This is a genomic window from Marinobacter sp. (assembly GCF_046484525.1).
Taxonomy (GTDB): Bacteria; Pseudomonadota; Gammaproteobacteria; order Pseudomonadales; family Oleiphilaceae; genus Marinobacter.
Map to the genome: position 1 here is coordinate 1 of NZ_JAWOIS010000016.1, position 25,574 is coordinate 25,574.

At 61.6% G+C, this 25,574-nt stretch carries 20 protein-coding genes and 1 pseudogene; 12 read left to right on the forward strand and 9 right to left on the reverse strand.

Annotated features, from left to right (window positions below):
- Positions 1 to 357 (forward strand): annotated as a pseudogene (locus tag R6W86_RS03500) (type III PLP-dependent enzyme); the annotation flags it as partial.
- Positions 358 to 608: 251 nt separating this feature from the next.
- On the opposite strand, the gene R6W86_RS03505 reads toward R6W86_RS03500, so the two are convergent.
- Genes R6W86_RS03505 through R6W86_RS03520 form a run of 4 tightly spaced genes read right to left on the reverse strand, consistent with a single transcriptional unit; the run spans position 609 to position 5,099 of the window.
- Positions 609 to 1,802: a CynX/NimT family MFS transporter gene (locus R6W86_RS03505; protein WP_410328005.1), complete on the reverse strand. Its 1,194-nt coding sequence runs from the start codon at positions 1,800 to 1,802 to the stop codon at positions 609 to 611.
- 11 nt (positions 1,803 to 1,813) lie between these two features.
- Entirely contained in the window at positions 1,814 to 2,209 is a 396-nt protein-coding gene (locus tag R6W86_RS03510; protein WP_410328006.1) for an ectoine synthase, read from the reverse strand.
- Between the two features lie 50 nt (positions 2,210 to 2,259).
- A complete protein-coding gene (locus tag R6W86_RS03515) occupies positions 2,260 to 3,690 on the reverse strand; it encodes a GTPase/DUF3482 domain-containing protein (protein ID WP_410328007.1) in 1,431 nt (476 codons plus the stop codon).
- Complete coding sequence (locus tag R6W86_RS03520; RefSeq protein ID WP_410328008.1) at positions 3,687 to 5,099, reverse strand: DUF2868 domain-containing protein; 1,413 nt, start codon at positions 5,097 to 5,099, stop codon at positions 3,687 to 3,689. The genes R6W86_RS03515 and R6W86_RS03520 overlap by 4 nt, the downstream gene beginning before the upstream one ends.
- Before the next feature lie 87 nt (positions 5,100 to 5,186).
- On the opposite strand from R6W86_RS03520, the gene R6W86_RS03525 reads away from it, so the two are divergent.
- Positions 5,187 to 5,546, forward strand: coding sequence for a DUF6164 family protein (locus R6W86_RS03525; protein ID WP_410328009.1), 360 nt, complete (start codon positions 5,187 to 5,189; stop codon positions 5,544 to 5,546).
- Position 5,547: 1 nt separating this feature from the next.
- Here R6W86_RS03525 and R6W86_RS03530 read toward each other — a convergent pair whose 3' ends face one another.
- Genes R6W86_RS03530 through R6W86_RS03540 form a run of 3 tightly spaced genes read right to left on the reverse strand, consistent with a single transcriptional unit; the run spans position 5,548 to position 8,347 of the window.
- Entirely contained in the window at positions 5,548 to 6,450 is a 903-nt protein-coding gene (locus R6W86_RS03530; RefSeq protein ID WP_410328010.1) for an alpha/beta hydrolase fold domain-containing protein, read from the reverse strand.
- Between the two features lie 20 nt (positions 6,451 to 6,470).
- Entirely contained in the window at positions 6,471 to 7,250 is a 780-nt protein-coding gene (locus R6W86_RS03535; RefSeq protein ID WP_410328011.1) for a methyltransferase family protein, read from the reverse strand.
- A complete protein-coding gene (locus tag R6W86_RS03540) occupies positions 7,247 to 8,347 on the reverse strand; it encodes a class I SAM-dependent methyltransferase (RefSeq protein WP_410328012.1) in 1,101 nt (366 codons plus the stop codon). The genes R6W86_RS03535 and R6W86_RS03540 overlap by 4 nt, the downstream gene beginning before the upstream one ends.
- A 171-nt stretch (positions 8,348 to 8,518) precedes the next feature.
- On the opposite strand from R6W86_RS03540, the gene R6W86_RS03545 reads away from it, so the two are divergent.
- The 9 genes from R6W86_RS03545 to R6W86_RS03585 all read left to right on the forward strand — a co-directional run bounded on the left by R6W86_RS03545 (position 8,519) and on the right by R6W86_RS03585 (position 22,474).
- Positions 8,519 to 9,574 carry a GlxA family transcriptional regulator gene (locus R6W86_RS03545; RefSeq protein WP_410328013.1) on the forward strand — a complete coding sequence of 352 codons (1,056 nt, stop codon included), beginning with the start codon at positions 8,519 to 8,521 and terminating at the stop codon, positions 9,572 to 9,574.
- A gap of 257 nt (positions 9,575 to 9,831) precedes the next feature.
- Positions 9,832 to 11,925: a 3-hydroxybutyrate oligomer hydrolase family protein gene (locus R6W86_RS03550; protein WP_410328014.1), complete on the forward strand. Its 2,094-nt coding sequence runs from the start codon at positions 9,832 to 9,834 to the stop codon at positions 11,923 to 11,925.
- A gap of 150 nt (positions 11,926 to 12,075) precedes the next feature.
- Positions 12,076 to 13,488, forward strand: a complete 1,413-nt coding sequence (locus R6W86_RS03555; protein ID WP_410328121.1) for a sigma-54 interaction domain-containing protein — start codon at positions 12,076 to 12,078, stop codon at positions 13,486 to 13,488.
- Positions 13,489 to 13,814: 326 nt separating this feature from the next.
- Entirely contained in the window at positions 13,815 to 14,867 is a 1,053-nt protein-coding gene (locus R6W86_RS03560; protein ID WP_410328015.1) for a TRAP transporter substrate-binding protein, read from the forward strand.
- Between the two features lie 116 nt (positions 14,868 to 14,983).
- Positions 14,984 to 15,622 (forward strand): TRAP transporter small permease subunit, encoded by a 639-nt coding sequence (locus R6W86_RS03565; protein ID WP_410328016.1) that lies wholly within the window; start codon positions 14,984 to 14,986, stop codon positions 15,620 to 15,622.
- Complete coding sequence (locus R6W86_RS03570; RefSeq protein ID WP_410328017.1) at positions 15,622 to 16,986, forward strand: TRAP transporter large permease subunit; 1,365 nt, start codon at positions 15,622 to 15,624, stop codon at positions 16,984 to 16,986. The genes R6W86_RS03565 and R6W86_RS03570 overlap by 1 nt, the downstream gene beginning before the upstream one ends.
- 13 nt (positions 16,987 to 16,999) lie before the next feature.
- Positions 17,000 to 17,779: a 3-hydroxybutyrate dehydrogenase gene (locus R6W86_RS03575; RefSeq protein ID WP_410328018.1), complete on the forward strand. Its 780-nt coding sequence runs from the start codon at positions 17,000 to 17,002 to the stop codon at positions 17,777 to 17,779.
- Positions 17,780 to 17,795: 16 nt separating this feature from the next.
- Positions 17,796 to 19,787 (forward strand): acetoacetate--CoA ligase, encoded by a 1,992-nt coding sequence (locus R6W86_RS03580; RefSeq protein ID WP_410328019.1) that lies wholly within the window; start codon positions 17,796 to 17,798, stop codon positions 19,785 to 19,787.
- A gap of 443 nt (positions 19,788 to 20,230) precedes the next feature.
- Positions 20,231 to 22,474: an NADP-dependent isocitrate dehydrogenase gene (locus R6W86_RS03585; protein ID WP_410328020.1), complete on the forward strand. Its 2,244-nt coding sequence runs from the start codon at positions 20,231 to 20,233 to the stop codon at positions 22,472 to 22,474.
- 84 nt (positions 22,475 to 22,558) lie between these two features.
- Here the strand turns inward: R6W86_RS03585 and R6W86_RS03590 are convergent, their stop codons facing one another.
- Together R6W86_RS03590 and ybaK are read right to left on the reverse strand one after the other, a co-directional pair.
- Positions 22,559 to 23,752, reverse strand: coding sequence for a cation:proton antiporter (locus R6W86_RS03590; protein ID WP_410328021.1), 1,194 nt, complete (start codon positions 23,750 to 23,752; stop codon positions 22,559 to 22,561).
- Positions 23,753 to 23,755: 3 nt separating this feature from the next.
- Positions 23,756 to 24,226: a Cys-tRNA(Pro) deacylase gene (gene ybaK / locus R6W86_RS03595; protein WP_410328022.1), complete on the reverse strand. Its 471-nt coding sequence runs from the start codon at positions 24,224 to 24,226 to the stop codon at positions 23,756 to 23,758.
- A 109-nt stretch (positions 24,227 to 24,335) separates the two neighbouring features.
- Here ybaK and R6W86_RS03600 point away from each other — a divergent pair, with 109 nt between their 5' ends.
- Positions 24,336 to 25,574 carry a diguanylate cyclase gene (locus tag R6W86_RS03600; protein ID WP_410328023.1) on the forward strand — a complete coding sequence of 413 codons (1,239 nt, stop codon included), beginning with the start codon at positions 24,336 to 24,338 and terminating at the stop codon, positions 25,572 to 25,574.

Sequence of the window (25,574 nt, forward strand, 5' to 3'; positions counted from 1 at the left end):
ATTTCCAATGCCGGAGTGCTGGTGAGTGAAGTGGTGCTGATTTCCCGTAAGTCCCGCACGGCCCTTCACCGATGGGTCTATACCGATGTGGGCAAGTTTTCGGGGCTGATCGAGACGTTGGATGAGGCGATCAAGTTTCCGATCTGGACGGAGAAGTCCGGCGAGGGCGAGGACTGTGTGATTGCGGGGCCAACCTGTGACAGTGCGGATATCATGTATGAGCATCACAAGTATCCGCTGCCGCTGAATCTGGCCATCGGGGATCGGATGTACTGGCTTTCTACGGGAGCCTATACGACCACTTACAGTGCTATTGAGTTTAATGGGTTTCCTCCGCTTGAGGATTACTACATCTGAGTCTGGAGTCCGGCCGAGGCAAGGGGTGTTTTTCCTTCGGGAACAAACAACTCGCTTCGCTCAGACAATTGTTCCCTGCGGAAAAGCACCCCTTGCCTCGGCCTTTCGGCCATTGGTGGGGGTTCCGCTGGGGGATTGCTCTTCCTCTTCGGGGTCAGAAGAAAGCCTTCTTCTGACCCCATCTTCACGACTCATCCCTGGTTTCTTCGCCCTACTCAGGGGTCTGAAGAACACTTTCTTCTGACCCCATCTTAAGGCCCCTCCCGCCGTCTCAGATCCAGCGTAAACGCCAGCGGCAAAACCGCCAGGCTATAACCAATCATCACCATCACCGCATGGCGGACGTCACCGGTCCAGTCAGCCAACAGGCCGCCCAACATGGGCACGGAGAACGCCAGGGTATAGCCCACCAGAAAGGTGCCCGCGGACAGGCGGCCGGTCTCTTCAGAGCTGACCAGCAATGGCGGCAGTGCCACCAGCAGGATCAGCAGGATACCGGCTACAAAACTCATCAGGGTGGCACTGGCGATGGACCACCACCCGTCGAGGGCGATGGCGCCGGCGGTACCGAGGATGCTGAGTGCAGCCATGGTGATGATCAGGCTTCGGCGGCCGACCCAGGCACGGGCGAATTTGAGCATGGTCAGGGACGCGAAGACCTGGGCGATGTTGTACCAGAACAGGGCTTCGGAGAGTTTGTCGAACTGGCCCTGCTGTTCGAGCAGGTTGCCCATGTAGGCGTTGAGGCCGAAGAACATGGAGCCGGAGAGGCCGAGCAGCAGGCCGAGTTTCAGGGTCAGGGGGTTGCTCCAGTCTGGTAGCCAGGCGGCTTTGCGGACTGGGCGGGCCAGGTCCCGTTTGGGCAGGAACAGGGCGGCGGCGACCAGTAAGGCCGGCAGCGACCAGGCGATCAGGGTGGCGCGCCAGCTGTTGTCCAGCAGGGGCATGAGCACCGGCAGGGTGATGCCGGCGCCGATGAACTCGCCCATGAGCATACCGTTCATGTAGATGGCGGAGCCCAGGGCCAAGTGGTGCGGTTGGAGCCAACGTGGCAACAGGGCCGGCAGGGCCGGTTGCATCATGGCCACACCCAGGCCCATGACGGCGCTGGCGATCATCAGGGTCATGGTTTCAGGGGCCAGGCCGCGGCTGGCGGAGCCGATCACCATGATGGTCATGGCCAGCGCCAGGGTGTTTCTCGGTCCGATGCGGGAGATGGCCAACGAGCCAGGCATGGCGCCGATGGCGAGCATCAGGATGGGCAGGGTGGTCAGCGCACCGGTCAGTGCCTTGGAGAGTGCGAGTTCCTCGCCGATAAAGGGGGCCAGTGGCGGCGCCACGAGGACGGGAATGCGCAGGTAAATACCGGACAGCCAAAGCAACACCGCCACCGGCAGCAGTCGGGCTGGCGGTGGCGGTGTGTTCGCGGCATGGGTTTCAGCCACAGTGAGCCGGATCAGACTTCGCTGGTGTCCGGCAGGTAGGCGCCGTCCTCGTCGTGGACTTCACGGCCGGTAACCGGCGGATTGAAGGCGCAGATCAGGCGCATGTCCTCGGTGCCACCGCGCAGGGTGTGCTGATCGTGCTTGTCGAGTGCATACAGAGTACCGTCGGTGATCTCGTAGGTCTCGCCGGTCGCCTTGTCGGTGATGGAGCCATTGCCCGCCACACAGTAAACGGCTTCCAGGTGGTGCTTGTACCACAGGTTGAGTTCGGCGCCCGCAGGGATGATGGTCTCGTGGAAGGAGAAGCCCATGCCATCCTTTTTCAACAGCATACGACGGCTGGTCCAGCCCGGGCCGGAAACTTCCCGCTCGGTACCGATGATGTCTTGCACTCGTACAATTTTCATTCGCATTCCTCAATTTGTGATGGAATAGCCCTACAGTATAAACATGCGCCTCAGGCCCGGTTCAACCGCCAGTCGTCATAAGCCGACATGGCCTGCTCGATGGCCGCCGTGAAATTTTCCCTTTGCTGGTGGGTCAGGGGCCGCTGTTTCCGACACCGGTCGAAGGCCCGCTGAATCTCTCGTCGGCTGGTCTTGTCGAGCTGCTCCAGCCAGTGATGATCGGCCGGCTCCAGTTCCAACAGGTCCCGTCCGGCGTGGTTCCGGTGACTGATGTGCCACCAGTGATCCACTGCCCGCCCTAATACAACATAGCCGAACTGGCTGTCCTGTACAGGCCCGAAGCTGGCGGTTTTCAGACCATCTTTCAGCGGGCCGATCTTCAGTGCTGGAAGGATCAGCCGGTCGCCATAGAAATAGCTACCGGCAGCGCCAATCAGGCCGCCGACCAGGGCCCCGGTTCCCATGGAGGAGCCCAGGGTCATGGCATCGATGCCGGCGCCGCCCACAGCGCCGGCACCAAAGCCCGCTGTGGCCAGATAGCGCTTGCTGACGGCCCAGTGTTTGCGGGTGTCCTCGGAGAACAGGTCATGTTGGCTGTGCCACTGGAGCTCTGCTTCCTGGCGCCGGATGCGCTGGTGCTGGTACAGGTGCTCGATGTCGATACGCAGGTTCTGCTCCCGCTTGCGTTGGTGCCGGTACCACCGGTCCCGCAGGGACCTGGTGAGGCTGGCATCACTGGTCTCGGCGACCTGGTTCAGGGTCAGGGTGCGTTTCTCCCGGTAAGACATCAGGTCTTCCAGGGCCCTGGCAATCAGGCCGGCAGACTGATGCCTGCGCTGGCGGCGCTGTTCGGACAGGAACCGGGTGGCCCGTTCCAGCGGTTCCTCCCAGTCCGGCTCCAGTTGGCCGAATGCACGCAACAGGCTGAGATGTTGTTCGAACGGGGCGCGAACGGCGTCGAACTTCCGGACTACCTGGAAGAACTGGCCGAGCGCCGACTGCCAGGTATCACTGTAATCGTCCTCGCCGATGCTGTTGATCAGGGCCAGGCTCGGGCGGCCGGTCCAGCGCAGGATGGTCATCTCTGCTTCGTGCTCGGCGCTATAGGGCACCGAGCCATCCACCACGTAGATGATCCCGGCTCCTTCCACGATCGGCGCCAGCAGTTCGCATTCATCGACAAACCGGTCATCGCCCCGGTGCTGAAGCACAAAGGCCCTGACCGTCTCCGGGTGGTCCGAGGCGGAGATGCTGTGGGCCTCCAGCCATTGCAGCACCCGCCGGGGGCGCTGGAAGCCGGGGGTGTCCACCAGGGTATAGAGTTTCTGGCCGTCGACGGTCAGTGGATAGTCCTGCCGGGCCCGGGTGGTGCCCGGTTCCAGGGCAATGGCGATGGCGTCGTTCTGGGACAGGGTGGCCACGACACTGGATTTGCCTTTGTTCGGGTGGCCGACGACGGCGAACACCGGTGGTGTGGTCATGGCTGGACGCTCCCGGCCAGGTAGGGATCCGGCTTGTCGGTAGGTGGCAGTGCGACGGAGGCAAAGCCCGGGGCCAGGCGCTCGGTGAATCGGAGCCAGGGTTGCACCAGGTGCGTTTCAGGGAGCTGGTTCGGGTCGCTGGCCAGAGGCAGCAGGGTCACACGGGTACCCGATGGCCAGCGCTCGTGGCCGGTTTCCAGGAAGTCGTGCAGTTCCCCGGTGGGCGGTTCCCAGCTGCGGGTGACGACAATCACGGCCGGCGCTTTCTGGCTGGCCAGTTCGTCGCCCACCTGTGCCAGCACCTCGTCGTCCTGGGCCAGGGTGGCCCGGCCTCCGGCCCGGAAAATGCGGGTATCCGGCGCCTCCAGGCGCTGGGGCAGTTCCGGTTCTCCGGCCCCGGCCCAGCAGATCATGATCGGGGTGTCCGGTAGCTGGTCCGGGCGCGTCCGGGTCCGGGTGTCGGGCAGGTCGCCGGCGTCGTTATGGCCGCTGCCGGTATCCAGGGTCGAGGTCTCCATCCGGTACAACAGAGCCTGCATACCCGGGTGACGGGCCAGTGACCGGGTGGCGCGGTAGCGAAGCAGACCCTGGCTGAGGATCAGCAGGAGTACCCGCGGTATCACGGTCCCGGTCAGCCACAGCATGACCACGAAAGGCCACCACTGGCCCCAGCGGGAAGGATCAATCCCGGTTGTGCCCGATGCGGCCCGGAAAAAACGGGTGGCTTCCACCAGTTCCAGGGACGGCACAGCCGAAGGCCAAAGCCAGGACCAGGGCGTTGCCAGGGTGTTGATCAGGTTGTGGTAGCCGGAAGCGCCGGTATCCAGGGTGGTGCTCCAGCCGAAAGCAAGATCCTGGACCACGACCATTATAAGCAGGGTGGCGAGGCCGGCAAGGCCGAAGGCAATGCCGCCAGCATGGGCAGCGCGGGCCATGAGCAGTGGCTGGAGCCGGGCCCGGGTCGGGCTGGTATGGTCCCGGTGAAGCCCTTTCAGCAACCAGCGCCAGGGTTGCCAGCCAATTATTGCCTGCACGGTGGTGACCAGCGCCAGGATCAGCTGCAACAGGACAAACGCCAGGATCACGGTGATGTTGATGCGCTGGCCGCCGTCATAGAACAGCAGGCCCAGCATGGTGAAAATGCCGATCAGGCACCCGGCGGCAACGAAGCCGCCATTGACCCTGCGCCAGAGTCGCAGCTCGCGGCTGCCGGCGGTGACGGTGCCGCCGGGGCCGGACAGGCGATCCATGTGCGCCAGCCAGCACGAGGCGTCGGGGGTTATTTCCTGCTGCTGGCAGTCCAGTGCAAAGCGACGGTCCCGTCGGTGGAGGAAGGCGGAGGGCTGGTCCCTGTCCCGCTGGATACGGTCATCAAAATCCAGCAGCAGACGAAGGGGGTTCTGGCTCATGCAGTGTCCTGGTGGCGAATTCGGTCATCAGTGCTTTGCTGTTAGCATATAGGCAATCCCGATCCTGATACCAGCCAATGGAAGCCCATGCCCCACCACTTGATGAATCTGCGCCATGTGCCCGATGACGAGGCCGACGAGATCCGGGCCCTGTTCGACGAACACGGGGTTCGCTATTACGAGACGCCGCCGAGCCGCTGGGGCATCAGTATGGGGGGCTTCTGGGTCCGCGATAACGATGAGGCTGCCCGGGCGCGGGTACTGCTGGAGGAGTACCAGAGGCAGCGGCAAGACCGGCAACGGGAGGATTTCCAGTCACGCCAGGCCCGGGGCGAGGTGGGATTCTGGCGCAGCTTCCGACAGAAGCCCGTGACCATTATTGCCGCTTGTGTTGCCATCCTGGTGATCCTGGCGCTGACGCTCGCACCTTTCGTTCGTCTGGGCTAGCTCACTGCTGACGGGCTCCGCGACCGAAACGGGCCAGGAATTCCGTCGCCTGCTCCACGGCACTGCCGGCAGTCAGGAAACTGGTGATGTGGCCCCGCAGATGCATCATGTAGAGCTCGGAATGCACCCCTTTCTCCAACAAGGCATTGTGGAAGTACTCCGCTTGCTCGGGCGGTACCAGCATGTCGAGGTTGCCGTGGAACAGGAAGAACGGGGGCGCATTGGGGGAGACATGGACAATGGGTGACGCCAGCCGGTAGGTTTCCGGCTTCTCCCGTTCGGTAGCACCCAGGAACTGGCGGATCAGTCGTCCCGAATCAAACCGTCGCAGATCGCTGGGGATACCACCGGCCACCACCGCAACCGGTCGGGTCCCGGGCCCGCCATGGGGTTCGCTCAGTGGATTCCGGGGATCGCTGGTCAGGGCCAGCAGGCTCACCAGGTGGGCGCCCGAGGAGAACCCGAAGGCGCTGATGGCATCCGGATCAATCCGGTAGCTTGTTGCCTGCTCCCGCAGCCACCGCATCGCCACCTGCAGGTCATGGAGCTGCGCCGGGAAGGTGTACTCCGGAGCAAAGCGGTAATCGATGTTCATCACTGCAAAACCGCGCCCGGCCAGTTCCTCGGCAATCCAGGTCATGTCTTCCCGGGAGCGTCGCTCCCAGCCACCACCGTGAACCAGCAACACCGCCGGTGCCGGGTCCGGCCGCTGTGGCAGGTAAAGGTCCGCAAACAGCACTTCGGGCCAGTCATCCGGCGAGAAACGGACCGGGGTGCGCACCTCGAATCCGGTCTCTGGCAAGGCTACCGGCTCCTGGCGTGCGTTGTCATGGCTCGCGCACCCGGCCAGTAAAAGGCCGCCCAGAGTCAGGGCGGCCAGGTTTGCACTCCAGCGTTGTCTCACCCGCAGGGCTCCTGTCATTGCTACCTGTCAGGACAATTTACGAGCGATTCCCGGTTGCGGATGCGCCCGGGGCTCGCCCGACGCAGGCGGGGCAAGAAGGCGGGCACTTTCGCCCGGTAGTCCCGGTAAATCGGACCGACCTGTCGCTCGAGGTCGGCCTCCTCCACGGGGGTGATCACCAGGATGTAGCCGGTCGCGATGGCGGCCATCAGCAGGTGGCCGAGGCTCATGTCCTGGGTTGCCCAGAACACGATCATCCAGCCCAGGCTGATGGGGTGTCTTGCCAGCCCATACAGGAACCGTGCGGAGAACGGCACCTCGGCCGGTGGCAGAGACCGCAGGTGCCGCCAGACCTGGCGCAGGCCGAAGAATTCGAAGTGATTGATATGGAAGGTCGCTGCCACCATGACGACCCAGCCAAGGCCGTGCAGGGCGTAGACAAACGTCCGGGCGCTATCGCCTTCTAACTGCCAAAGGCTGTATGGCAGCGGTGTCCAGGTTGTCAGCACCAAAAGCAGGGTCAGGCCGGCGACCAGCACGTAGGTGGCGCGTTCCAGCGCCGGAGGCAGGATCCGCGTCCAGTGGCGCTTGAAACTTGGGCGGGCCATGACCGAGTGCAGGCCGAAATAACCGAACAGCAGCAGGGTGTTGGCCGCGATGGCGGCCAGTCCGTCCCCGGGCGCACCGGTGTCGATGCCCCAGGGCCCAAGGTTCAGCAGGAATCCGGCCAGGGCCAGCAGTGCCAGGAAGCCCAGGCCATAGCAGGCCAGGGCATAGAGCAGAAACAGGGCCTTGATCATGACTGCTCTCCCTCGCCGGGCCGGGCGATGAAGTAGACATTGAACGGGTCGTGGTCGAGCCGGTGGGACCGGATGTCACCGAATCCGGCCTGCCGGAGCATCAGCTCTGCCCGCTCCTCGCCCCACAGGGTACCTAGGCCCGGCCCTCCCTGGGCCAGTGACACCGGCGTGCAGTGGGCGCAGGAAATGGTGTAGAGCAGCGGCCCCAGGGGGTGATCCAGGTTGTTTTCCAGGAAGCTGGAACCGGCAATGTCCTGCATCAGGTAGATGCCGTCGGGTTTGAGGGCCCGGGCAATACCGCGCAGCAGGGCTGCGGGGTCGGCCTGGTCATGCACGGCATCGAAGGAGGTAATCAGGTCGTAGTGCCCGGGCTCGTCGAAATCCCGGAGGTCCCGGGCGGCGAAGTGCAGGTTGGTCAGGCGCAGCCGGTCGGCTTCGGCCCGCGTCGGCCTGAAGGCTTCCTCACACAGGTCGTAGCCCTGGAATCGGCTGTTCGGGAAGGCCTTCGCAAGGGTCAGTAGCGCAAGTCCGCGACCACAGCCGGCATCGAGTACCGAGATTCCCTGCTCCAGGCGATTCCGGAGGTCCGGAACCAGTGGCAGGATGTGATCGAACAAGGCGCATACCACCGTCTGGTGGCTGTCTTCCGCCATCACCTCATGAAAGCAGGGGTAACGGTGGTAGGGCAGTCCCTCTCCAGTATGGAAACATTCTGTCAGAGGCTCTTCCATGCTGGCGATCACGGGAATGAAGCGTGCCGTCACTGCCAGGTTGTCGGGGCTCGCGCTGCGGGTCAGGCAGGCGGCGTGGGCCGGGTCCAGGCTGAAGGTTCCGGCCTCGGGCTGGTAGTCCACTATAGCGCCGGTGGTCATAACCGACAGCCATTCCCGCACATAGCGCTCGTTCAGGCCGCAGGCGTCGGCAACCTGCTGGCTGGTCGAGGGCGGCAGACTGGCCAGGGTATCGAAGAGTCCGAGCCGGTGGCCCAGGGAGGTCATGGTCACCACGGCGGCGTGGTTGACCATGGTGGCGAACTGTTCGCCAAAGGCTTCCGGTGTCCGCGGTTGGTGGGTGTCGAGTGTCAGGGGTGCGTTCATGTTGGTGCTCCTTCCGGCATTGTTGTGTATGCCCCCTGATCGTGTTCCCTTTGCTACTGTTGTCCTTCAGCGAAATCGGTCAGTTCCTGTCCGAATCCGCCACCGGATCCCCTGACTTGCGTTTTTTGCCCCATGGCGGAAGATTTGGAAAAGAACACGGGGAAAATCTCCATGGCGTATGACAACAAAGTGGTCCGGCCGGTGCAGATCGGCATCCTGGCCATGCCCCAGGCGACCGCATCACCGATTTATGGCATGCAGGAGCTGCTGGGTTCGGCGGGCAGGGACTGGAGCCTGCTGGTGGAGGGGGAAGCCGGCACGCCCCTGGTCCGGGCGGAGATCGTGTCGGTGGAAGGTGAGCCCATGGAGTTGGCCAACGGCGCCCTGGTGCGACCAACTCGCCGGCTGGACCGGGATTACTGTCCCGATGCCTTGTGTATTCTGGAAGTGATGTTCGACCCGGCGGCCGGGCCGGCCGGGTTGTTTGAGCGCGAGGTGGCCTGGATCCGGGACTACTGGCAAAAGGGTGGGCTGCTGGCCACCGCTTGCACCGGGGCGGTCCTGCTGGGCGAGGCGGGGCTGCTGTCGGGCCAGGATGCCACCACCCACTGGGGCTTCTGTGAGTTCATGGCCAGCCGTTATCCGGGCGTCCGCATGCATCCCGAACGGGCCATGGTCGCCTCCGGCACCGGACAGCGCCTGATCATGTCCGGCGGAGGTACCTCATGGATGGATCTGGGCCTTTACCTGATTGCCCGCTTCTGCAGCCAGGCCGAGGCGATCCGGGTCGCGAAGGTGCACCTGATCGAATGGCACGAGGACGGCCAGCAGCCGTTCGTTGCCATCAACCACCAACGGCAGTCCAGTGACGCGGTGATCGCCGAATGCCAGCGCTGGCTGGCGCACCATTACGACCAGCACTCACCGGTGGCCGGCATGATCGGCTTGAGCGGCCTGAGTGAACGGTCTTTCCATCGCCGCTTCCGCCAGGCCACGGGTATGACCCCCATTGAGTATGTTCTGACGCTCAGGCTGGAAGAAGCCAAACAGATTCTCGAGACCAGTCATGTTTCGGTGGAAGCGGTGGCGGAGATGGTGGGCTATCAGGACGCGGCGTTCTTCTCCCGGAAATTCCAGCAGCGGGTGGGGCTGACACCGGCCCAGTACCGCAGGAAGTTTGCCGGCGTTGGTCGTCTTCAGCAGGAGCCGGGGTCGCCTGCCCGTTGATTCTGTCCGGATCCCCTGACAGTGTCCGGAACCGGGGACAGGTCCAGCCGGCGGCGCGGCTATCGGCCTGGTTCCCTGGTTGGCTTTTCCGATTGTCCGGAAATCCGGAAGCCCCACCCTTTGTGACATCGGCCAGTCTCTGAAAACACCAGAAAAATCCATGACCTGTCGTTTTGGCACAGGATCCGCATGGCAGCGGCAGAGGCGGCGGAACCGCCGGCCTCGGGTTCGCCAACAAAAACAAACAGGGAACGATTATGAAACGACTCATGCTCTGCGCCTTGATTGGCGCTTCGGGGGTTGCCATAGCCGCGCCACCGTTCAGCGAACGCCCGGAATTCCTTCAGGGATCCCTCCAAAGCACCTGGTACGATGGTGTCACCAACGATCTTCTCACCGCGGGCCTGGGAGCCTCAGGACTCCAGAACCCGGCGCCACCGGCCTTCGACGATGCCCTCAATCCAACACCGGCCGAGTTACGACGATTGGCAATCTACAACAATTACCGGGCACTGGTGAATACCGTGCCCGGTGGTGGTTATGGCAGCTTTTTCGGGCCGGGGGTGGATAGTGACGGCGACGGCCTGATTGCGGGTTATGAGTACCTGGCCTACATGACGGTGCCGGGTAGTGACATCCCGGTGACGGTGATGGCCCAGGTGCCGGACAACTTCGATCCACGCCGGCCCTGCCTGGTGACGGCACCATCGTCCGGCTCCCGAGGTATCTACGGGGCCATCGGCACCGCCGGTGAGTGGGGCCTGAAGAAGGGCTGTGCCGTGGTCTACACCGACAAGGGGACGGGCACTGGCGCCCACAACCTGGCCACCAACATGGCGCAACGAATCGACGGCACCCTGACCCCGGCCGATGAGCCGGTCCAGTTCCGGGCGGATCTTTCCGGTCAGGAGCGCGCCGATTTCAATGCGGACTGGCCGGACCGGTTTGCCTGGAAGCACGCCCACTCCGGGGCCAACCCCGAAGCGGACTGGGGCCGGCATGTGTTGCAGTCCATCGAGTTTGGTTTCTATGTGCTCAATGAACGGTATGGTCGGGCGTTGAGTAACGGTGAAACCCTGGCGACCATCCGTCCGCGCAACACCCTGGTGATCGCCTCAAGTGTGTCCAACGGTGGCGGCGCCTCGGTGCGGGCGGCGGAGCTGGACGATCGGGGTCTGATCGATGGCATTGCCGTGTCCGAGCCGAATCTCAATCCGGTGGTGGATCGCAGCTTCACCATTCGCCAGGGCGATGGGCCGGTGATCAGTGACCACAGCCGGAGCCTGCTGGACTATACCACGGCGCTGGCGGTCTATCAGGGCTGCGCCAATCAAGCGCCCGGGATCCGGGACCAGGCGCCTCTCAATACCCTGTTCAATCCGCCCGGGGTGGGCGAGAACATCTGTCAGTCGCTGGCCGCCAAGGGTTTGGTGACGGGCGTGACGGTGGAGGAACAGGCGACGGATGCCCTGAAAATCCTCAACGAGGACTTCAGTATCCAGCCCGAGCAGAACCTGTTGGCCCCGGTGCACTTCGGTCTCTCTGTGGCCCAGGGCATTGTCGTGACCTACGCCAATGCCTATGGTCGCGCCGGTGTCGAGGACCGACTGTGTGGCATCAGCCTGGCGTCCACCGACGCCTTCGGTGCGGTCACGCCCCTGTCCCCGACCAGTGAGGCGGCGCTGTTTGCTACCAGTAACGGCATTCCCCCCACCGGTGGAGTGAACCTGGTCAACGACGTGGCGGTGGGCCAGCCGACATTGCTGGCGGCCAGTGTATCCGCGAGCTCCGGACTGGCGGATCACGGCCTGGATTCACTCCTGTGCCTGCGTGCGCTCGCCACCGGCCAGGATCCGGTCACCGGGGATCCGCTGACCGGCGAACAGGCACTCTGGTCCGATCGCATAGCAGCGGGTATCTCGGCCGTCCGGGCTTCAGGTGATCTGCAGCGCAAGCCTGCGGTTTTCGTGACGGGCCGGGCCGATGCGATTCTGCCCATCAACCACACCTCTCGTCCCTATGTGGGCCTTAACCGGCGGGTTGAGGGCAAGCACAGCGGGTTGCGTTACTATGAAATCCTCAACGCCCATCACCTGGATGTGCTCAACGGCTTTCCCGGCATCGCCGAGCATTACGTACCACTGCATCACTACTACTTCCAGGCGCTCGATCTGCTCTGGGAGCACCTGACCAAGAAGCGTCCATTACCTCCCAGTCAGGTGGTCCGAACGGTACCCAGCGGCAGTCTGGCCACACCATTGGCCGAAGCAAACCTGTCTGTGATCCGTGCCGAGCCTGCACCGGAGGACCAGATCGTCTTTACCGGGAACCAGCTCCGGATTCCCGAATAATGCCTCTGAACCTCGCCCCGGGCCTGAGCCGGGGCCTCACCCGTTTGCCCCATATCCGGGGTGGTCATATACTCTCGGCGAGGTGTCCGGTTTTCCGGATATCCGGGTGCTGTTGTGATGATCAATCCTGAAAGCGGTGGTGCACACTCCATGACAGAGTTGTTTGGTGACCGGAGCCCGAATGGCCTGACCCGTGAACTGATCGAGGCGTTGTTTCCCATGTTCGAGGAAGCCAGCGCCGGCGCCATCGCCGTGGATCGGGAGGCCCGAATCACCTGGATCAACCAGAGCTATGCCCAGTTGCTGGGACTGGGCGATGTTGCCGATGCCATCGGCAAACCGGTGCGGGTCGTAATCCCCCATACCCGCATGCCGGAAGTGGTGGAGACCGGCAAGCCACTGTTGCTGGACATTATGGAACATGACAAGCAGCAACTGGTGGTTACCCGCGTGCCCTATTACGATGAAAACGGCGAACTGGTCGGTGCCGTGGCTTTCGTGCTCTATGACGATCTTCAGCCGCTGACCCCACTGGTGAGCAAATACCGACGGCTGCATCAGGATCTGGCGGCGGCGCGCAAGGCGCTGGCGAAAAAGGCCCGGGGCACCCGCTACAGCCTGGGGGATTTTGTCGGCGCCAGTCCGGCCGCGCTGGAAGTGAAGCGCCGCGCCCGCCTGGCCGCCGGGCGGGACATGCCGGTGCTGCTCCTGGGTGAGACCGGCACCGGCAAGGAAGTACTGGCTCAAGCCATCCACTCGGTCTCCAACCGCACCGACAAGCCCTTTGTGGGCGTCAACGTCGCGGCGATTCCTGACACCCTGCTGGAGGCCGAGTTCTTCGGTGTCGCCCCCGGCGCCTACACCGGTGCAGACCGGCGTACCCGCGATGGCAAATTCCAGCTGGCTAACGGCGGAACGCTGTTCCTGGACGAGGTGGGCGATATGCCCCTGCCACTGCAGGCCAAATTGCTTCGGGCCCTCCAGGAAGGGGAGATCGAACCGTTGGGCTCGAACAAGGTGGTGCCCGTGGATGTGCGGGTGATTGCCGCCACCAGCCGCAATCTGGAAGCAATGATTGCCGAGGGCAGCTTTCGCTCAGACCTGTATTACCGTCTTAACGTGCTGGAAATTCCGATCCCGCCACTGCGTGACCGTCTGGCCGATCTTGGCGTGTTGTGCGAGGCGTTGTTGGAGGATATCGGCGATGGCCTGGATATCCGGGGTGAGATCACTGATGCCGGTGTTTCGGCCCTGGCCGAATACGACTGGCCCGGCAATATCCGGGAATTGCGCAACGTGCTGGAAAGGGCCCTGACCATGGGCGAGGAAGGCGGTCTGCTGGACGCCGATGCCATCTTCAAGGTACTCCCGCGCAACGGCAACCGCCCGGTATCGACCCTGACCCCGCGCCCGGTCCGGCCCCTGGGCCAGACCATGGCGGAAGCCGAGGCCCAGGCCATCGAAGAGGCCCTGGTTGCCTCCCGTGGCAACCGGACCCGAGCGGCCAAGCTGCTCGGAATCTCCCGCTCTGTACTCTACGAAAAGCTCGCCAAGATGTCCTGATATCCGGACGAGTGTCCTGACCTCCGTACAAATACCTACGACTCTGGTCTATAAGTGTCCGAATATTCGGACGAATCTCTTCTTCGACGTTCTCTGGTAATTTTCTAACTCTATGAAATATAGATGGAATTCTGATCTGGCACGCCCCCTGCTATGCCCTGGTTGCAGGACGTCAGAACAACGCAGACAACAAGACTGACGCTTATTGTTGGACCCACCGCTTTCCCTGTCCGTCTCGTTTTCTGCGATGTCTGACTACACTCAGATCAGGCTTGGCGGTTTTTTGCTGTCCGGCCACGAAAACAACAATGCTAGGAGACTTGCCAATGAAACTCTTCAAGGCCCTCACCGGGATCGCCGGTGCGATCGCCCTGACTACGGGTTCCGCCGTTGCCGATGACCTGCGCTGGAAAATGCCCGTAGCCTTCGCTACCAACCTTCCGGGCCTCGGTTCTCCCGCCGCCTGGGTTGCAGATAACCTCACCACCGCTTCTGATGGCAGTATCCAGGTCCGTGTCTATGAGCCCGGCAAGCTGGTTCCGCCGTTCGATATTCTCCAGGCCGTGTCCGATGGCAAGGTATCGGCTGGCTATACCTGGATCGGCTACGACCAGGGCAAAGTGCCTGCGATTCCCCTGTTTGCCGCTGTACCTTTCGGCATGAAGCCCCCGGCCTACATTGGCTGGTATTACTTCGGTGGCGGTCATGAAATGCTGCAGGAAACCTACGCCAACAAGGGCTTCAATGTTCATGCACAGCTATGCGGCATCATCGGGCCTGAAACAGCGGGTTGGTACTCCAAGCCCATCGAAACACTGGAAGACTACAAAGGCTTGAAGATTCGCTTTGCGGGCCTGGGTGGCAAGGTTCTCGAGAAGCTGGGCGCCTCCGTCACCATGATGCCTGGCGGTGAGCTGTACCAGGCACTGGAAAAAGGCACCATTGATGCCACTGAATTCTCCATGCCCGCCATCGACCAGATTCTGGGCTTCAATCAAGTGGTCAAGTACAACCTGTTCCCGGGCTGGCATCAGCAGTTCACGGCTCAGTACATGCTGATCAACAAGGATGAATGGAATCGTGCCACTAAAGCGCAGAAGGCGCTGGTTGAGGCTTCCTGTACCGCGGCGACCACCCGAGGTCTGGCCGAGGGCGAGTACAAGAACGGCAAGGTTCTGGCCGAGTTCCAGGACAAGGGCGTTCAGGCCGACCAGATTCCCCGCGACGTTCTGCTCAAGCTGAAAGAAGTAACTCAGGAAGTGCTTGAGGAGGAAGCGTCCAAGGATGCCGACTTCAAGCGTGTTTACGAAAGCCAGCAGGAATTCATGGAATCCTACAAGGTGTGGGATACCCGCGCCTATGTTCCGGCGGACCTGTAAGGTTCGGGGCTGACCCTGAGCACCGGAAGCAATTCCGGTGCTCTCTGATTGAGTCCGGATGGCCCTGCGGGGCCATCGTTGTTTCACGGCAGGCTTTCTGAACGAGGAACTGTTGTATGGCAGTGTCTGATAAAGGCTCACCGCCCGATGTGCACGCATCGGCGTCGGACGCCGGTCAATTTATTCATCATCACACCGAGTTCCCGACCACCCGGCTCAGCCAGGTTATGGACGGTGTGATTACTGCGATAGGCAAGAGTGCTTCCTGGCTCTGGTTTGTGGTCACCGGCGTGATCATCTATGCAGTGGTGGGTCGCTATGCCTTTGGCATGGGGTCGGTAACCCTGGAGGAAGTCCAGTGGCATCTGGCGGGTGTAGGTTGGTTGTTGGGGTTGGGCTATACCCTGGTAACAGATGATCATGTCAGGGTGGATGTCATCCATGAACGCCTGTCATTGAAAGGCCAGGCCTGGATAGAATTCTTCGGTCTGGTATTCCTGTTGTTACCGTTTCTTGGGCTGGCGGTCTACGAAATGATCCCCTATGCCATCAGTTCCTGGGAACAGGGTGAGACCAGCCAGGCACCCGCTGGCCTTCCCTATCGCTGGATTCTCAAGGGCGTTCTGGCACTGTCTTTCGTGCTACTGATTATCGCTGCCCTGTCCCGTCTGCTGAAAGTCACTGCCCTGCTTTTCGGCTTTCCGAAGCCAATTCGGATCGAGTCCGCGGATAATAAGAAAGAGGATGCGTCCTGATGGAGCTTGAAACCCTTTTTGTAATCGGCATGTTCCTCACCTTCGGGGCGCTGCTGATGACCGGTTATCCGGTTGCATGGGTGTTGGGTGGCACCGCGGTTATCTGGACCGTCGTCGGTGTCATTGCTGTTGAGAATTTTGGTGCCAATCTGTGGTTTGACTACTCCTCCTCCATGGGGCTTGTTCCCGAGCGAATATGGAAGGTTGTAAGCAGCGAAACCCTTGTCGCCCTGCCCATGTTTATCTTCATGGGCATCATGCTAGACCAGTCCGGCGTTGCCGAGCGGTTGATGAACAGCATGGTCAAACTGTTTGGCGCCGTTCGCGGCGGCTATGCCGTTACGGTCATTGTCATCGGCGTACTGCTGGCCGCGACCACCGGTATCATTGGTGCCTCCGTCGTGCTTCTGGGCATGCTTTCCCTGCCTGTGATGATGGAGAACAAGTACGATAAAGGGTTTGCCGTGGGTACCGCCTGTGCCACCGGGACCCTGGGTATCCTGATTCCGCCTTCCATTATGCTGGTGTTGATGGCCGACCGACTGGCGGTTCCGGAAGCGTCGGTAGGCGACCTGTTCATGGGCGCGTTCTTTCCTGGCCTGATGCTGGGTGCCATGTACGTGGCCTACGCCATTATCCGTCCCATGCTGCAACCCCACATCGCGCCGGTGCCGGAGGGCACAGAGAAAGTGACCTGGGGCATCGTCTGGGAAGTGGCCAAAGCCGTAGTGCCGACGGCTGCGCTGATTCTGGGTGTGCTGGGCTCCATTTTTGCCGGCATTGCAACACCAACAGAGGCTTCGGGTGTTGGTGCTCTGGGCGCTCTGCTGTTGGCCCTGATGTCTCGCCGACTGAATCTGGAAGTGCTCAACGCCTCCTTGCAGCAGACCACCCGCACGGCTGCGTTCATCTTCGCCATTTTCCTGGGTGCAACCGCGTTCTCCGTGGTCCTGCGGGGTCTGGGGGGCGATCAGGTGATCGAGGACGCCCTGCTTGGATTACCGTTCGGACCCTATGGCGTCGTGCTGACGATCCTGTTCGCGGTGTTCCTGCTCGGCTTCTTCCTGGACTGGGTCGAGATCACCCTGATCATCCTACCCCTGGTGGCGCCGGTAGTACAAAGTCTCGGGTTTGATCTGGTGTGGTTCACTATCCTGTTTGCCATGTGCCTGCAGACCTCGTTCCTGACGCCGCCGGTTGGATTTGCGCTGTTTTACATCAAGGGTGTGGCGCCGCCGGAGATCAAGGTCACTGATATCTACCGGGGTGTGATCCCCTTCATCATTATTCAGCTGGCAGCCCTGGTTATCGTGTTCCTGGTCCCGGAAATCGCGACCTGGTTGCCTGGCGTAGCTTACGACTAAGGAGAAAATAACCATGCGTCTGGAAAACCGGATTGCCCTGATTACCGGTGCCGGCCGAGGTATCGGCCGAGCCATCGCCGAAGCATACGGCCGGGAAGGCGCCAAAGTCGCCGTGGCAGACCTGAGTCTGGAAACCGCACAGGAAACCGTGACTGCCATCGAGCAGGCCGGAGGCACTGCCATGGCGCTCGAAATGGATGTTACCGATGAAGATGCGGTTGACGTAAACGTAAACCTTGTGGTTAAACAGTGGGGTGGTTTGGACATCGCTCTGGCGAATGCCGGCGTTCAGCACATCGACCCGGTGCACAAGCTTGCTTATTCCGACTGGAGCAAGGTTATGAGCGTGCATCTCGACGGGGCGTTCCTGGTGACTCGCGCGACCCTGAAGCATATGTACAAGAACGGTGGCGGTACCATGCTGTACATGGGTTCGGTGCATTCGCTGGAAGCCTCGCCTCTGAAGGCGCCTTATGTGGCGGCCAAGCACGGCATGCTGGGGCTTTGCCGGGCGGTCGCGAAGGAGGGCGCCGAACACGGAGTGCGGAGCAATATCATCTGCCCCGGGTTTGTGCGCACGCCTCTGGTGGATAAGCAGATCCCGGAACAGGCCAGGGAGCTGGGCATTTCCGAAAAGGAAGTGATCAGCAAAGTCATGCTTAAGAACACAGTGGACGGGGAATTCACCACCCTCGAAGACGTGGCGGAACTGGCCGTTCACTTGGCTGCTTTCCCGTCCGCTGCCCTGACTGGCCAGTCCATCGTGGTCAGTCACGGCTGGCATATGCAGTAACATTCAGGAGAGACGGATGAGCAATGAAGAACAATCACCGGTAGTCTGGTCTCCTACGGAAACCACCCTGACCCAATCCCGCATGGGCCGATTCAAGGCCTGGCTGGAGCAGCAGGGATTCGGTCCGTTTGCCGACTACCATGCCCTGCACCAGTGGTCGATCAGCGACCTCGATACCTTCTGGCGGAAGGTTTGGGACTACTGCGGCCTGGTCTGTGACACGCCAGCCGAAAAGGTGCTGGGCAAGCGCGAGATGCCTGGGGCCGAGTGGTTCCCCGGTATGAAACTGAACTTCGCTGCCAACCTGCTACGGTTGGCGGACGGAGACTATGCCGACCGCGAGGCGGTGGTCGCTTACTGCGAGACCCGCCCGGTGCTGCGCAAGACCTACGCCGAGCTGAAAGCCGATGCCGGGGCCCTGGAGGCCTTTCTGCGCAGCAAGGGAGTCGGACAGGGCGACCGGGTCGCGGGTGTGGTCACCAACGGCTACGAGGCCATGGTGGGCATGCTGGCTTCCACCAGCATGGGTGCCATCTGGAGTTCCGCCTCCCCGGACTTTGGCATCGGTGCCATCAATGACCGCTTCGGGCAGATTGAGCCCGCGGCCCTGATCGTGGTGAACGGCTATGGCTACGGCGGCAAGGTGTTCGCCCGCCAGGACGACTTCGCCGAACTGATCGCCGGCCTGCCGTCCCTCAGGACCGTCGTCAGCATCCCGCAACTGCCGGATGAAGCCCCCATCCCCGGTGAGCTGATCACCACCTGGGAAGACGCCCTGGCCTTGGGCGGGGGACAGGCCCCATCCTTTACCCCCATGGACCCGGATCATCCGGTGTACATCCTGTATTCCTCCGGCACCACCGGCAAACCCAAGTGCATCGTCCACGGCACCGCTGGCCTGCTGGTCAACCACGCCAAGGAACTGATGCTGCACGGTGACGTCGGCCCCGAGGACCGCTTCCTGTACTTCACCACCTGTGGCTGGATGATGTGGAACTGGCAGGCCTCCGCCCTGCTGACTGGCGCGGCCGTCATTACCGTCGACGGCTCTCCGGGCTATCCCAGCCTCAACTTTTTGTGGGACACCGTTGCCGAAGAAAAAGTCACCCACTTCGGCACCAGCGCGCGATTCATTGCCGGCTGCCGGAAAGGCGAGCTCCAGCCCGCGAAAACCCTGGACCAGAGCAAACTGCGGGTGGTGTTCTCCACCGGCTCCCCGTTGTTGCCGGAAGACTATGACTGGGTGTACAGCGACGGCGCCCCCAATGCCCTGCTCGGCTCCATCGCCGGCGGCACCGACATCTGCGGCTGTTTCGTGGGTTCCACCCCGCTGCTGCCGGTCCGTCGCGGTGAAATCCAGTGCCGTTTCCTCGGCGTCGACGCCGTCGCCTACGGCGATGACGGCAAACCAGTCAGCGAAGGCCGCGGCGAACTCGTCTGCCGCCAGCCCCTGCCGTCCATGCCCGTGTGCTTCTGGGACGACCGGAACGGTGAACGCTACCGCGACGCCTACTTCAACACCTTCCCCGGCGTCTGGGCCCACGGCGACTTCATTGAATTCACCGAACACGGCGGCGCCATCATCTACGGCCGCTCCGACGCCACCCTCAACCCCGGCGGCGTTCGCATTGGCACCGCCGAAATCTACCGCCAGGTGGAAACCATCCCCGAAGTCAAAGACAGCCTCGTGGTCGGCCGCCAGATCGAAGGTGACGTGGAAGTCGTCCTGCTGGTCGTACCCGCCGACGGCCAGGAAGTCACCGACGACCTGAAACAACAGCTCAAAACCCGAATCCGCGAAGGCGCCAGCCCCCGGCACGTGCCCAGGCACATCGTCCAAGTGCCGGACATTCCCTACACCCGTAGCGGCAAGAAGGTAGAGTTGGCGGTGGCACGGCTGATCAACGGCTCGAAAAAAGCCGATAACCGGGATGCCCTGGGTAATCCGGAAGCCCTGGACCAGATCCGGGAGCGGCTGGCTGGGGCGAACCTGCTGCCGGCGGAATAATCTGACTGGATAGCCGGTGGATTGTTGACAACTTGGCGCTCAGAAAAGGGGGTTCCTGGGCGCTTTGATGTTAACTTTGCAGTCTGCCAAGCGGTGTGGGAAGGGGCATCCGAAACTGTGCGGAGCCATGGATGACGGAGCTCAAGCGTCACAGGGACGTGCCGAAGGAGCGGGTTTCGGATGCCCCTTCCCACACCGCGCCACTCCAAACTCATAATGTTAGAAAATTTCGTAAATTTCCGCCATTTCATCGTCCCGTAACCGAAGATACGGCATTTTTAGTCCGTTCTTATACTAAGATCGTAACCAAAAATCACCAAAAAATGATATCTTAGTAGGTCTATCAAAAGTTCCCAAATCAGTCATGGCACAGGCCGGGCGTCCAAAAGACGCCTGCCCCCGCAATGACCGTCCTGAACCCACCCAATAGCCTGAGGACGAAAATGACATCATCCAAAGCCAAGATTGTCTACACACTGACCGACGAGGCCCCCGCCCTCGCCACCCGGTCACTGCTTCCCCTCCTGGAAACCTTCGCCAAGCCGGCTGGTATCGAGTTCGAAACCAGTGATATCTCTCTCGCGGCGCGTATCCTGGCAGCGTTTCCCGACTACCTCGAGGAAGACCAGCGGGTTCCGGATGCCCTGGCTGAATTGGGTGAGTACACCAAGGATCCGGACGCCAACATCATCAAGTTGCCGAACATCTCCGCGTCCATCCCCCAGCTGCGCGCAGCCATCAAGGAGCTGAACGAGCAGGGCTACAAGGTGCCCGAGTACAAGGAGCATCCGGAGACCGACGAAGAGAAGGAAATCCACGCCCGTTACAGCAAGGTTCTGGGCAGTGCCGTCAACCCGGTACTGCGCGAAGGTAACTCCGACCGCCGTGCCCCGGCCGCGGTCAAGGCCTTCGCCCGCAAACACCCGCACACCATGGGTGAGTGGAGCCCGGCCTCCCGTACCCACGTGGCACACATGCGTGGTGGCGACTTCTACTCCAGCGAGCAGTCCGTAACCCTGGACAAGGCCACCAACGCCCGCATCGTGTTCGAGAACAAGAAGGGCGAGCAGACCGTCCTGAAATCCGACCTGCCACTGCAGGAAGGCGAAGTGCTGGACGGCATGTTCATGAGCAAGAAAGCCCTGGTCAAATTCTTCGAAGATGCCATCGAAGACTGTGAGAAGACCGGTGTCATGTTCTCCCTGCACGTGAAAGCCACCATGATGAAGATCTCCCACCCGATCGTGTTCGGTCACGCGGTGAAGGTTTTCTATAAGGATCTGTTCGACAAGTACGGTGAGCTGTTCGACGAAATCGGCGTGAACCCGAACAACGGCCTCTCCAGCGTGATCGAGAAGATCAAGCAGCTGCCGGAATCCAAGCAGGAGCAGATCCAGGAAGACCTGCACGCGTGCTACGAGCACCGTCCGGAAATCGCCATGGTGGATTCCGTCAAGGGCATCACCAACCTGCACGTGCCAAGCGACGTGATCGTCGACGCCTCCATGCCGGCGATGATCCGTAACTCCGGCAAGATGTGGGCCCGGGACAACAAGCTCAAGGACACCAAGGCCGTGATGCCGGAGTCCACCTACGCCACCATCTACCAGGAAGTGATCAACTTCTGTAAGACCCACGGTGCCTTTGATCCGACCACCATGGGTACCGTGCCCAACGTTGGCCTGATGGCGCAGAAGGCCGAGGAATACGGTTCCCACGACAAGACCTTCGAAATCAAGGAAGACGGCATTGTCCGCGTGGTGACCGAGGACGGCACCGTGCTGACCGAGCACAACGTCGAGCAAGGCGATATCTGGCGTGCCTGCCAGACCAAGGACCTGCCGATCCGCGACTGGGTCAAGCTGGCGGTCAGCCGTGCCCGCGCCACCGGTATGCCGGCGGTGTTCTGGCTGGACGACGAGCGTGCCCACGATGCCCAGCTGATCAAGAAGGTCGAGAAGTACCTGAAAGATCACGACACCGAGGGTCTGGATATCCGCATCATGTCTCCGGTGCGCGCCATCCGCTGGACCATGGAGCGTCTGATCCGTGGTCTGGACACCATCTCCGTGACCGGCAACGTGCTGCGTGACTACCTGACCGACCTGTTCCCGATCCTGGAGCTGGGTACCAGTGCCAAGATGCTGTCCATCGTACCGCTGCTCAACGGCGGTGGTCTGTACGAGACCGGTGCCGGTGGTTCCGCGCCGAAGCACGTGCAACAGCTGATCCAGGAAAACCACCTGCGCTGGGACTCCCTGGGTGAATTCCTGGCCACTGCGGTGTCACTGGACGAGCTGGGTGAGAAGCAGCACAACGAGCGCGCCCGCCTGCTGGGCCAGACTCTGGACAAGGCCACCGAGCGACTGCTGGAAAACAACCAGTCTCCGTCGCGGGTGACCGGCGAGCTGGATAACCGCGGTTCCCACTTCCACCTGGCCCGCTACTGGGCGGAAGAGCTTTCCAAACAGGATGAAGACAAGGAACTGAAGGAGTTCTTCACCAAGCTGTCCAAGCAGCTGGAAGAGAACAAGGACAAGATCCTGGAAGAGATGACGGTAGTGCAGGGTCATCCCGCGGATATCGGTGGTTACTATCACCCGCCGATGGAGAAGGTCTGCGAGATCATGCAGCCGAGCAAGACCCTCAACACGATCCTCGAGGATGCCCGTGCATCCGTGAAATAAGACTTCAGGATCAGGGCCGGGTTCCCGACCCGGCCCCGTAAACCCGGACAGCCGTTTGGTTCTCCGGGTTTTTATTGCCTGCTATCAGTCCTCATCCGTCTCTTCCTCAAAACCCCGACCGCTTTCGCCTGCGCGTCGCAGGTTGTACATCGTGACCGGTGGGCCGAGAACTTCAAAAAGGACCGTCGTGCCGATCACCAGTGGCAACAAGTACGTCAGTTCCGGCATTCGGTCCGTTGCCACCAGCGCCAGGCCCATCGCAACCCCCGCTTGTGGCAGCAGGCAGGCGCCGTTGCGTAATCGGATTTCGCGTTCCGAACCGGCGAGCAGGCCTCCCGCATATCCTCCCAGTATCCGCCCGGCAATCCGGGCGACAACGTAAACCGCGCCGAGCAGGCCGAGTGTCGGCAATAACGACCAGTCCAGACCGAAACCGGCCAGGAAGAAGAACATGGCCAGAAACGGCTCGGCAATGCCCTCGATGGATCGGAACGGACGAATATGATGTCGGGCGGCATTGGCCACCGTGACGCCAAGGGCCATGCAGGTCAGCAGGTAGGAAACCTCCAGCGCACCGGCGATACCCGCAGCCAGAAAAACGAAGCCCGCCGATTCCAGTAGCATGGGTTCGCCGGGCTTGAGGCGGCCGGTCATCCAGGCCATGGGCAGGCCCAGTAGCACACCCAGAATAAGCGCACCAGCGACCTCGGTTACCCCGTGAGTCATGGTTTCCATTACGGTGGCGCCATTGCCAGCGAGCAGTTCGGCAAATACCAGCAGGATACTGAAGAGGATGGCTCCCCAGGCATCGTCGATAGCAACCACCTGTGCGACTACGCGGGTAAGGGGTCCCCGGGATTCGGTTTCCCTGATGACGTCCAGGGTCGCTGCCGGATCGGTGGCGGTGGCAATGGCGGCCAGAAGAAGAGACGCCGCAAGGTTATGGGTCACCGCCCAGGTTGCGAGAAAGATCACCAATGCCGTGAACAGGGTTACCGAGAGGCTGATAATGATAGCTTGACGCCCCTGGCGCAGGTCGCGGAAAGACATCCGTTCGCCAAGCAGAAAACCGACAATGGCGAGGGTCAGCTCGGTTACCAGACCGAAGTTTTCGCTGGCCCGCGCAGGGACTACATCCAGCATTTGGGGTCCGGCGAGTGCTCCCAGCATCAGAAGCAGCGTAACGCGGGGAACATGCAGTCTTTGACCCAGGGCGTGCGCTCCCAATGCCAGGAGCATGATTCCCCCAATGAAGAACAGATCCATTGAGTGGGACACGTCTTACTCCTGCTGCAACGGGCTGAAATCTGCCGAGGTCAGGCGCGCCAGGTCCTCCGGCGCCAGCTCGATTTCCAGCCCCCGGCGACCGGCGCTGACATAGATGGTGTCAAAGTTGCGGGCGGACTGGTCAATGAAAGTTTTCAGACGTCGTTTCTGGCCCAGGGGGCTGACGCCGCCCAGAACATAGCCGGTGGCCCGTTGGACTTCCTGTTTGTCCGCCAGGGTCGCCTTCTTGCCGCCGACTGCCTTGGCAATCCGCTTCATGCTGAGCATGGCCGTCACAGGGAGTACACCCACCACCAGTTCGCGATTGTCCACCGAGGCCACCAGGGTCTTGAACACCCGGGCCGGATCGGCGCCGATCTTCTCCGCCGCCTCGATGCCGTAACTCTCGCTGTTGGGGTCGTGCTCGTATTCGTGAATCCGGTGGCTGACCCTGGCTTTCTTCGCCACATTGATTCCGGGGGTCATGGCTACTCCTGCTGTGATTGGCGGGGCGACTGGCATTATGCTCGACTTATGGGTTCGGTGCGGCTATTTTCGTAACTATCCAGCATCGTTATCTGATAACAGGGTATCCATGGCTTCAACCGGTGTCGACAAGCAGCGGAACAGGCGATTGTCCGATCACCGGGGTCCCGCCCGCCGGGCACTGTGGGCGGCTGCGATCTATATCGCGGTCGGACTGGTCTGGATCGTTTTCTCGGATCGCCTGGTCGAAGCCTGGTTTTCAGACGCTGACACCCTGTCCCTGGTACAGGCCTGGAAAGGGTTCCTGTTCGTGATGGTAACTGGCGCCGTTCTGTTTGCCGCCACCTTTCGGCAGTTTCACAAGGATCGCAAGTTGCTGGCGCTGCAGTATGATCAGCGCCAGGCGTTGCGCCAACGGGAACGCCAGCTCTCGGTCCTTATGGACAACCTCCCCGGCATGGCCTACCGGTGTCGTTTTGACGAGCATTGGACCATGTTGTTTGTGTCCCAGGGCTGCGAGCGACTGACCGGCTATCTGCCGGGGGAGCTGGTCCGCAACCGTAAGGTCAGTTTTGCCGAGCTGATTGCCGACCCCGAGAGTAGCGAAAAGGTGCTCGATGAGGTTCGCCACGCCGTTGAGAATCGGGAACCGTTTTCCATCGAATACCCGCTGGTCCGAAAGGATGGTAGGCCGATCTGGGTCTGGGAGCGTGGTCGCGGTGTCGAGGATGATGATGGTGAAATGCTGCTGGAAGGAGTCATCCTGGATATCTCCGATCGCAAGTTGCTGGAGGATGAGCTGGAGGAGTTGGCGACCCGTGATCCCCTGACCGGCCTGTACAATCGGCGGGAAAGCGCGCGCCTGCTGGAGGAAGAGCTGGAGCGGGCGCGCCGCTATAATCGCCCCATGGCCTTGCTGTGGATTGATTTTGACCACTTCAAGGAAATCAATGACACCTACGGCCACGCTTCCGGCGACATAGTTCTCAAGTCCATCAGCAAGCTGCTGGAGGACAGTGTTCGTAGCGTAGATTCGGTGGGCCGGTTCGGCGGTGAGGAATTTGTCATAATCCTGCCCGAGATGGGAGTCCGTGAAGCCCATGAAACCGCAGAGCGTATTCGCCATCGGGTCAGCGACCAGCTTCATGCGCTGGATGAGGGCCCGGCCGTTCCCATGACCATCAGTGTCGGGGTGGCGGTCTACCCGGACCAGGGTACCGACGGGGCCTCGCTTTGTGCGGCCGCTGACCGGGCCATGTATGCCGCCAAGAGCCGGGGCCGGAACTGCGTAGTCATGGCGCCGGACATCGATGGGGATCATAATGACCGAAAGGGTGCCGGCGGCTGA